Here is a 2,059-nt window from a genome sequence, read left to right on the forward strand (position 1 = left end):
CATCCTCAAACCAAGTTTTAATTGAAATTAAAAACTTATCCAAAAACTTTTCTATCAAAAAAAACTTTTTAAAACCAGATACCTTACTAAAAGCCAACCAAAATATTAATTTATCCATTTTCAAAGGCGAAACATTAGCCGTAGTTGGAGGCTCTGGTTCAGGAAAATCAACTTTAGGACAAGTTCTTCTACAACTTGTAAAACCTACTTCAGGCAATGTTTTTTATCACAAAGAAACAATCCCCAAAACTAAGGAAACACAGACAAAAGACATTGAAGAAATTGATTTAACTACTTTAAGTAATAAAGAAAAGCGCTTTTTAAGAAAAGATTTACAAATTATTTTCCAAGATCCTTTTTCTTCCCTTAACACTCATCTCAAAATATCAGATATCATTGGCGAAGGACTTTTAATCCACAAAATGACAAAAGGCAAAAAAGACCCCAAATATCAAACAATGATTCTAGCTATCATGAAAAAATGTGGCATTGATACTTCTCTTTATGACCGTTATCCTCATCAACTTTCAGGGGGACAAAGACAAAGAATTGCAATTGCAAGAGCTTTAATTATTAAACCTAAATTTGTTGTTTGCGATGAAATAGTATCAGCATTAGATGTATCAATTCAAGCCCAAATTTTAAACCTTTTAAATGATTTAAAAAAAGATTACCAACTAACTTTCTTGTTTATTACTCATGATTTAGGAGTTGCTCGTTTTTTAAGTGACCGCATTTGTGTAATGCATTTAGGAAAAGTAATTGAAATAGCACCTTCAGAAAGCCTTTTTAAAAAACCTTATCATCCCTACACCAAACAACTTCTAAATGCTATCCCTAAATTAAAAACTCAAAATAAAGCTTTAGAAGAAATGCCAATCACCTACGAAACTAACAAATTTAGATTTTTATTTCACACTCAAAAACAAGACCTAGATTGGTATCAAGTAGCCCCTAATCATTTTATTTCTTGCACTTTAAAAAATAAAGCTACTAAAATATAAAGGAGTAAAATATGAGTTTATTAAAAGTTAGCAATCTACATACTTATTTTGAAACCCAAAAAGGTCTAATCAAAGCAGTTCGTGGTGTTTCTTTTGAAGTTCAAAAAGGCAAAACTTTAGGAATAGTTGGAGAATCTGGTAGCGGCAAAAGCCAAACTGCAATTTCTATTCTCAAATTATTTGAAAAAAACCAAAAAATTTACCAAGGCGAAATTACTTTTGAAAATCGTATTATTTCTCAATTTAGTGAAAAAGAAATGCAAAAAATCAGAGGAAACGAAATTGCTATGATTTTCCAAGATGCCATTTCTAGCCTTAACCCTGTTTTTAAAATCAAAAATCAAATTATAGAAGTTCTAATGCTCCATCAAAAACTTGATTACACCCAAGCTTATCAAAAAACTCTTGATATTTTGGAAAAAGTGAAAATTCCTAACGCTCAAAGAGTAATGAATTCATATCCTCATCAACTTTCAGGCGGAATGTGTCAAAGAATAATGATTGCTATGGCATTAGTTTGTAAACCTAAACTTTTAATTGCTGACGAAGCAACTACTGCCCTAGATGTAATTGTCCAAAAAGAAATTCTTAATTTAATTGCTTGTCTACAACAAGAACAAAACACTGCTGTTTTATTTATCACCCATGATTTAGGAGTAGTTTCTCAAGTAGCCGATGATATTATTGTCATGTATCAAGGACAAATTGTAGAAAGTGCTAAAACATCCCAAATATTAAAAAATCCAAAACACCCCTACACTAAAAGTTTACTTAATAATTTTTTAAAAACTGGGCTTGGTTATCATAATGTTTAGTTTGTTAAAAAAATAGTGAATCAACAATAATATCTCCTAAATATTTATTAATATTATTTGTTACTAAATATTATTTTTATTTCCCAACATTTCATCCATATTTTGAATTCTTATTTCTTTTACAACAATAAAAAAATACTTATTTTACCGCAAAAATTAAATAATTGCAATATAAAAAAATCAAAAAGAAGAATATAGGAGCAAAATGGTCATTAGACAACTATTACAAAAATATAAAAA

The 2,059-nt window shown here is 28.9% G+C and carries 2 protein-coding genes; both read left to right on the forward strand.

The window, feature by feature from the left end; translation table 11 throughout:
* The coding region (locus OL66_RS01795) for an ATP-binding cassette domain-containing protein (protein WP_202964994.1) at nucleotides 1-1,004 on the forward strand (1,004 nt) is incomplete at its 5' end.
* Nucleotides 1,005-1,015: 11 nt separating this feature from the next.
* The gene (locus OL66_RS01800; protein ID WP_034172229.1) at nucleotides 1,016-1,819 is read left to right on the forward strand and encodes an ABC transporter ATP-binding protein; all 804 of its coding nucleotides are present in this window, start codon (nucleotides 1,016-1,018) and stop codon (nucleotides 1,817-1,819) included.
* Nucleotides 1,820-2,059: the final 240 nt, after the last annotated feature.

It is taken from the genome of Chrysanthemum yellows phytoplasma, assembly GCF_000803325.1.
Lineage (GTDB): Bacteria > Bacillota_I > Bacilli_A > Acholeplasmatales > Acholeplasmataceae > Phytoplasma > Phytoplasma asteris.